Source organism: Flavobacterium sp. (assembly GCF_039930565.1).
Lineage (GTDB): Bacteria > Bacteroidota > Bacteroidia > Flavobacteriales > Flavobacteriaceae > Flavobacterium.
Genome location: NZ_JBDTTP010000056.1, coordinates 21,061 through 28,413, shown reverse-complemented (window position 1 = coordinate 28,413; position 7,353 = coordinate 21,061). Strand labels below are relative to the sequence as shown.

Below are 7,353 nucleotides of genomic sequence, written 5' to 3'. Positions count from 1 at the left end.
CATCGCCTGCACCGGAAATTTTAAGTAATAAAAAAAAGTCAACCATACTATGAACGGCTGTTTCACTTTGACCAACACCAACGGTTTCGATAATAATCGTGTCAAAACCTGCAGCTTCACATAGAATAATAGATTCGCGTGTTTTTCTGGCTACTCCGCCCAAAGTATCACCCGAAGCACTTGGTCTGATAAAAGCATTTTCATCTTTTACCAACTCTTCCATACGGGTTTTATCTCCTAAAATACTTCCATGCGAAAGCGAGCTGCTTGGGTCAACTGCCAAAACCGCTACTTTTTTGCCTAATTGCGTCAGGAAAGTTCCAAAAGCTTCAATAAAAGTACTTTTTCCAACACCTGGAACACCGGTAATTCCAATGCGAATTGATTTGTTTGCCATTGGTAAACATCCGTTAATTACTTCATTTGCTTTTTCAGCATGTTTCGGATTTGTGCTTTCGACTAAAGTAATCGCCCGGCTTAAAGCAGTTCTGTTTCCGTCAATAATTCCGGTAATTAACTCATCTGCAGAAGGTTGTTTTCTTCTGCTTTTCTGAATTTGACTGATGGCAGATACATTGATAATTTCAGGAATTGAAATTCCAGCTTTTTCATGTAAACTGCCTGAATGTTTTTTTGGACTTGACAAAATACTTTTTTTTGGTATTGTAAAAGTACTGAAAACAAAAACAGTTTCAAAAGCACAATTTGCTCTAGAAACTATTGTGAATTTATTGTCCATGTCCAATTTTAATAACCCGCTGTAAATCGAACCTGATGATGCTTTGGGTTCTCAGTTTCATCAGCAATAACTACTGCTAAATCTTCTACAGATAAAATACTCCTTTGCTCATCATTAAAAACCGGATTTTCTAAGCCTAAACGATATTTTCCTGTTCTGCCGGTTTTTGTTCCGGCATGCATTTCGAAAGCCGGACTAAAAAATGCCCAATCCAGTTCCTTTTCTTCTTTAATAATATTTAAATATTGTCTTGCTGCATTTGCACCGGGATAAATTTCTTTTGGAAAATCGGGAGTGTCTACAGCCTGTAAATCCGGAGCAACAAATAAACTTCCCGCACCTCCAATCGTGATAAAACGTTTCACTGCTGATTGTTTCACTGCTCCCTGAATGGCTTTAGAACCTGCTAGAAAATCATCGTATATATTTGGGTTCGTCCAACCGGGATTGTATGCACTAATAACTACATCATTTCCTTTTAAAATTTCTGCCAAATCATCTGTATTGAAAATATCTGCACCAACCCAATTTACACTTACAGTTTCCTTCGGAGTTCTTGCAATTGCAGTAATTTCATGTTTTGTGTTTACCAATTCGTTTAAAATAGCGGAGCCAACAAATCCTGTTGCTCCTATAATTGCGATTTTCATAATATATAATTTATTTAGTAATAAAAAATGTTACAGTTTTGATTAAAAAAATAGTTTTAAAATTGAGCTGAAAAATCTTCAAGTGAGATATTATTCAGTTGTAAACTTATTTTTTGATTTATTTCAGCATATAATACACTTAAATTTTGATTGATCATTTTTCCAACCGGACAATCCGGATTGGGCTTATTTTTGGCATAACCTAAATTTATCGTTTCAAAAGTCATTTCAAAAATTTCTTTCAAAGTCAATTTTGACGCATCTACCGCCATTTTTGTGCCGCCATTTTTACCCTCTTTACTTTCTACAATATGATGTGCTTTTAAATTGGCAATTTCTTTTCGGACCAAAACCGGGTTCAAATTGATACTTCCTGCAATAAATTCCGATGACAAATAATCATTTGGGAATTTAGTCAGCAAAGTAAGAATGTGAATCGTTATGGCAAATTTACCTGAAATCATACTGTAATAAAATATATTACAAGTATAGGATGTTTTTTTGAATTAAAACATTTTACCTAAAAATTAATGCATTCTAATAATTTAGAATGCTTATTTTTGTAGTCAAGCCTTGATATGAATAACTTTATTATAATATTCTTCTTTTTATTTTTAGGATTGCTTTTGCAGAATGTAAAGCGATTTCCAACACATAATTTATAAAATCATCAATAAAATAGTAATTTTTGTATGTCTGCCAGCAGTCACTTTATATCATATTCCAAAAATAAAATGGAGCAATGAATTATTATTTCCAATAGGTGTGCCGGCTGGATCACTTTTATTTTCGCGTTTGTATTTTTTCATTTTTTAGGAAGAAAATTGGGTTGGTCCAATAAGCTTATTGGATGCTTGATTTTAACAGCGGGATTAAGTAATTCTTCATTTTTGGGTTACCCAATAATTGAAGCTTTATTTGGGAAAAAAGGTTTAGAAACAGCTGTTTTGGTTGATCAGCCGGGGACTTTTGTGGTGGTTTCAACTTTAGGGGTTTTCGTTGCCGCTTTTTATTCTAAAGGAAATCCGGATACATTTAGTATTATTAAGAAGATAATATTGTTTCCGCCATTTATGATGTTTGTTTTGGCTTGCTTAATGAATGTTTACAATTATGAATTGAATTTAGATATTCAATCTGTGCTATTAAAAACAGGAAGTCTGGTAACACCACTTGCTTTGTTATCGGTCGGATTACAGCTGAGTTTTGATAGAAAAAGCCGGCATTGGAAATTTTTACAGCTCGGACTTTTTTTTAAGCTTATTCTGGTTCCGTTTGTAATTTTGGTTTTATACGTTTTTATTTTCAAGCAACATTCAGAACCTATAAAGATTACTATAATGGAAACAGCTATGGCACCGATGATTACAGGTGCAATCATGGCTTCGACTTATGGGCTAAAGCCAAAACTAAGCAGTATGATGGTTGGATTTGGAATTCCAATTTCCTTTCTAACCCTCGCCATTTGGTATTTTATTGTTATTTTTGTACTATAAGTTTGATTATCAATTTTTGTTTGCCTTAATATGAATTCATCTACACAGACTGCCACAGTCGATAGCAGTACATTAGCCCAAAAAACAGTTTATTCCGTATTATTTTCTATTGCATTTGCTCATTTATTAAACGATTTAATGCAATCGGTAATTCCGTCAACATACCCTATTTTAAAAGAAAATTTCAATTTAAGCTTTACCCAAATCGGATTGATCACCTTCGTATTTCAGCTAACAGCTTCTTTGTTACAGCCTTTTGTCGGATTTTATACAGATAAAAAACCAAAGCCTTACTCACTCGTTGCTGCCATGGTTTTTACTATTTTAGGATTAGGATTGTTGTCTGTTTCAGGTTCGTTCTGGATGTTATTAGTCTCGGTTGCTTTAGTAGGAATTGGATCTTCTATTTTTCATCCGGAGGCTTCGAGAGTAGCGTTTTTAGGTTCTGGAGGAAAACGCGGTCTGGCACAATCCATTTTTCAGTTAGGAGGAAATGCCGGAAGTGCAATCGGTCCTTTGTTAGTTGCTTTAATTGTAGCACCACACGGACAATCTTATGTGATATGGTTTGTGATTGCCGGAGTTTTAGGAATTATACTGTTATCAAAAATTGCAGTATGGTATCAAAATCATATTATTTTAAAAGCTTCTAAAAAAGCGGTTTTAGAAGAAGAAATTGTTCATTTGTCAAGTAGAAAAGTTACTATTTCGATTATCGTCTTATTGTTGCTTATATTTTCGAAATTCTTTTACATGGCTAGTATGTCAAGCTATTTTACTTTTTATTTAATTAGTAAATTCGGATTAAGCGTTCAGAATTCACAGTTTTATTTATTTCTTTTTTTGGCTTCAGTTGCAGCAGGAACATTAATAGGCGGACCATTAGGGGATCATTTTGGAAGAAAATACATTATTTGGTTTTCTATTTTAGGAGCAGCACCTTTTACTTTGCTATTGCCTTATGCTAATTTATTCTGGACAGGAGTTTTAGCAGTGATTATTGGAATCATAATTGCCTCTGCTTTTTCAGCCATTTTGGTTTTTGCCCAGGAATTAAAGCCAGGAAAGGTGGGAATGATTTCAGGTTTGTTTTTCGGTTTTGCTTTCGGGATGGGAGGTCTGGGATCGGCCGTTTTAGGATATATTGCAGATAAAACCAGCATTGAATATGTTTATACTATAAGTTCTTATTTGCCATTAATTGGGGTCTTGGCTTATTTCCTGCCGAATATTAAAAAGCAAAAAGCATTATAATTTTCTTAAATAGATAGAAAAAGTAGAGTTTCGTTTTTTTTAATTATTTTTTTGAGTAACTTTAGGGGAACTTAAAAAAAATAATTATGTCAACATTACGATTAGGCGATATAGCTCCGGATTTTCAGGCCGAAACAACACAAGGACCAATTAGTTTTCATGAGTGGTTAGGTGATTCATGGGGCGTTTTATTTTCGCATCCTTCAGATTTTACGCCAGTTTGTACAACTGAATTAGGAACAGTAGCCAATTATCTTCCTGAATTCACCAAAAGAAATACAAAAGTTATTGCTTTAAGTGTAGACGGTTTGGAGTCACATTTGGAATGGATTAAAGATATTAATGAAACTCAAAATACAGAAGTTAATTTTCCAATTATTGCTGACGAAGATAAAAAAGTAGCCAATTTATATGATATGCTTCATCCTAATGCGAGCGATAAATTTACAGTTCGCTCAGTTTTTGTAATTGGTAACGATAAAAAAATTAAATTGACGTTAACTTATCCGGCATCAACAGGAAGAAATTTCGACGAATTACTTCGCGTTATTGATAGCTTGCAATTAACGGCTAATTATAGTGTAGCAACTCCGGCAAACTGGAAAGATGGAGGAGATGTGGTAATTTCTCCAGCTGTTCCGGATAGTGATATTCCTGCTAAATTCCCTAAAGGACATACCGCAATAAAGCCGTATTTGCGTATGACGCCACAGCCTAATAAATAAGAACAAAAAACCACAGAGAATAAAAATTTGTGGCTTTGTTTTTTGTTAATATAAGAGCATAATGTCGTAATGATATTATGCTTTTTTCATTAATTCACTCATTCGCTTTTTATCACCAACAACCCAGATAATATCATTTTTTTGTAATACTATATTCGATTCCGGATTTAGAATTCGGTTGCCGTTTCGCTCTATTCCTACAACCATTCCGTTGGTTTTGGATCTAAATTGTCCAATGCTTTTTTCGATAAATTCCTCATGCGATACTTCTAATTGTCGTAGTACAATATTAGATTCTTCAACACTTTTAGCCTCTTCAATTTCGTTTTGATTGAGATACTTGGTAAATTCAGTAACCTGTGCATCAGTACCAATGACGCATACTTCATCTCCAGGAAACAGACGTTCATTTTTAGTAGGAATCGGAATCGTGACATCTCCTCTTTTAATATAGGCAATATTAATTCCAAGATGCTCCCTAATACGCAATTCTTCTAATGTTTTACCTGCCAGATTCGATTCTCTTCCAATATCAAAAAAAGACATATGGCCATCCCAAGGCATTAAATTAGCATAACGTCTGTCAATTTTTTTGTTTTCACGATCGTTTAAATTCTTTAAAAAGTGATTTTCAATTTTATGATATTGTTCGTTTAGTTTTTTAGGGAATATCTGATAAGCTGTAATAGCAATAATTAAGGCAACAAAAGCAACTATTGGAGAGAAAAAGATATTTAGTAAAAATCCAACCAAAAAAAGTCCCAGACTCATCCGGATTAAAATAAGCATCAAAAGTGCACCACGATATTTACGTTCTTCCCATAAAATTTCTACTTCCTCAACAGCAACACGTCTTAATGATAAAGCCCATAAAAAAGGAGCCATTGTGATGAGTGTAATCAATACTGCCAATGTGTTGCCAAACCTTGTATCAGCTACCAAAGGAGCCACGTATTTGGATGACAATAATATAATAGCCATAATAATTATAGTGTGCAGGACTATCTGGATAATAGATGAATGAAGTACTTTTTGCCATGTGCTTACAGATTTTATGGCTTGTGCATTTAAACTATAACGATTAATGTTTTTAACCCATTTTTTAGGTAATTTTTGTTCTAAAAAATCAGAAAAAGGAACCGCATATTTTACCATAAATGGAGTGGTGAATGTTGTTATTGCTGATACAGCCACAATTACCGGATATAGAAACGAACTCGTAACATTCAATGTCGTTCCAAGTGTGGCAATAATAAATGAAAATTCCCCAATTTGTGACAAACTCATTCCGGTTTGAACCGATTGTTTAAGAGGTTGTCCGGCTAATAATGCACCAATTGTCGAACTCACAGATTGTCCAATAATAGTAATAATCGTTAAAATAGCTACCGGTAGAGCATGTTCATATAAAGTGGCAGGATCGATTAACATCCCCACAGAGACGAAAAATATGGCTCCAAATAAATCTTTTACTGGTTTTACCAAATGTTCAATATGCTCAGCCTGAGTGGTTTCGGCGATTATGGATCCCATTATAAAAGCACCTAAAGCGGGTGAAAAACCAACATTTGAAGCAAAAATTACCATAGTAAGACACAAAGCCAACGAAAGAATCAACAACATTTCATCTGTTAGCAAATGTTTTGCTTTTTTAAGTAATGTTGGAATAAAAAAGATACCGCCCAAAAACCAGGCTGTCAGGAAAAATATCAGTTTCAAAACAGACATTAACAATTCGGTTCCTGAAAACTGTTGGCTGACGGCTAAAGTAGACAATAAAACCATCATTAAAATAGCAACAATATCCTGTACAATAAGGGATCCAATAACGATTCCGGCAAATTTTTGTGCTTTAACGCCTAATTCATCAAATGTTTTTAAAATGATTGTTGTTGATGAAATTGATAAAATAACACCCAGAAAAATACTATCCATATTTGACCAGCCCATCCATTGACCAGCGAGATATCCAATAGCCACCATGGTAATTATTTGCGTAATAGCTGTAATAGAAGCTGTCCCGCCTACTTTCATTAATTTCTTAAAACTAAATTCGAGTCCCAGGCTAAAAAGCAATATTATTACACCGATTTCTGCCCAGACTTCTACACTTTTAATATCAGAAATTGAAGGAAAAAAATCAAAATGGTTACCTGCTAAAAATCCGGCAATAAGATACCCTAAAACTAAGGGCTGTTTCATTTTTTTAAAGATCAAAACGGCAATTCCGGCGGTCATCAGGATTAATCCCAAGTCGCTAATTAATGGCTTAAGGTGGTGTGTAGTTTCTGCTGCTGCGATTAAGGCAATCATAAATGTAAAATTTTCTGGAGCTTTTCCGGCTTTTCATTTGAAGCTTTTATAAAAAACCTATTTTTTAATGCAGTTCCAGAAGCTTCTGCTGGTCGCTCTGCACCTGCAAAAAAATACAGTTTTTACAAAAGGCTTTTCATTTCAAATGAAATTAACTGAACTCCTATGAAAATAAA

7 protein-coding genes are annotated in these 7,353 nt (G+C 34.1%); 3 read left to right on the top strand and 4 right to left on the bottom strand.

The features are described 5' to 3' along the window. The 3 genes from ABI657_RS13745 to ABI657_RS13735 all read right to left on the bottom strand — a co-directional run. The coding region (locus ABI657_RS13745; protein ID WP_348097840.1) for an ArsA-related P-loop ATPase at positions 1 to 646 on the bottom strand (646 nt) is incomplete at its 3' end. A gap of 101 nt (positions 647 to 747) precedes the next feature. Next, on the bottom strand, positions 748 to 1,389 hold the full coding sequence (locus ABI657_RS13740; RefSeq protein WP_348097838.1) for an NAD(P)H-binding protein: 642 nt from the start codon (positions 1,387 to 1,389) through the stop codon (positions 748 to 750). A 56-nt stretch (positions 1,390 to 1,445) separates the two neighbouring features. Then, positions 1,446 to 1,853 carry an Rrf2 family transcriptional regulator gene (locus tag ABI657_RS13735; protein WP_348097837.1) on the bottom strand — a complete coding sequence of 136 codons (408 nt, stop codon included), beginning with the start codon at positions 1,851 to 1,853 and terminating at the stop codon, positions 1,446 to 1,448. Positions 1,854 to 2,135: 282 nt separating this feature from the next. Between ABI657_RS13735 and ABI657_RS13730 the strand changes: the two genes are divergently transcribed. The 3 genes from ABI657_RS13730 (at position 2,136) to ABI657_RS13720 (ending at position 4,864) form a co-directional block, all read left to right on the top strand. Continuing rightward, on the top strand, positions 2,136 to 2,885 hold the full coding sequence (locus ABI657_RS13730) for an AEC family transporter (protein ID WP_348097839.1): 750 nt from the start codon (positions 2,136 to 2,138) through the stop codon (positions 2,883 to 2,885). 30 nt (positions 2,886 to 2,915) lie between these two features. After that, positions 2,916 to 4,139, top strand: coding sequence for an MFS transporter (locus tag ABI657_RS13725; RefSeq protein ID WP_348097836.1), 1,224 nt, complete (start codon positions 2,916 to 2,918; stop codon positions 4,137 to 4,139). 86 nt (positions 4,140 to 4,225) lie between these two features. Next, a complete protein-coding gene (locus tag ABI657_RS13720; RefSeq protein WP_348097835.1) occupies positions 4,226 to 4,864 on the top strand; it encodes a peroxiredoxin in 639 nt (212 codons plus the stop codon). A gap of 75 nt (positions 4,865 to 4,939) precedes the next feature. Here ABI657_RS13720 and ABI657_RS13715 read toward each other — a convergent pair whose 3' ends face one another. Beyond that, positions 4,940 to 7,177 carry a cation:proton antiporter gene (locus ABI657_RS13715; protein WP_348097834.1) on the bottom strand — a complete coding sequence of 746 codons (2,238 nt, stop codon included), beginning with the start codon at positions 7,175 to 7,177 and terminating at the stop codon, positions 4,940 to 4,942. Between the last annotated feature and the right edge of the window lie 176 nt (positions 7,178 to 7,353).

Bases quoted from the DNA above. Each gene is read 5' to 3' on its own strand.
- ABI657_RS13725 (WP_348097836.1), top strand. From the start codon at position 2,916: ATGAATTCATCTACACAGACTGCCACAGTCGATAGCAGTACATTAGCC.
- ABI657_RS13715 (WP_348097834.1), bottom strand. From the start codon at position 7,177: ATGATTGCCTTAATCGCAGCAGCAGAAACTACACACCACCTTAAGCCA.
- ABI657_RS13720 (WP_348097835.1), top strand. From the start codon at position 4,226: ATGTCAACATTACGATTAGGCGATATAGCTCCGGATTTTCAGGCCGAA.
- ABI657_RS13735 (WP_348097837.1), bottom strand. From the start codon at position 1,853: ATGATTTCAGGTAAATTTGCCATAACGATTCACATTCTTACTTTGCTG.
- ABI657_RS13740 (WP_348097838.1), bottom strand. From the start codon at position 1,389: ATGAAAATCGCAATTATAGGAGCAACAGGATTTGTTGGCTCCGCTATT.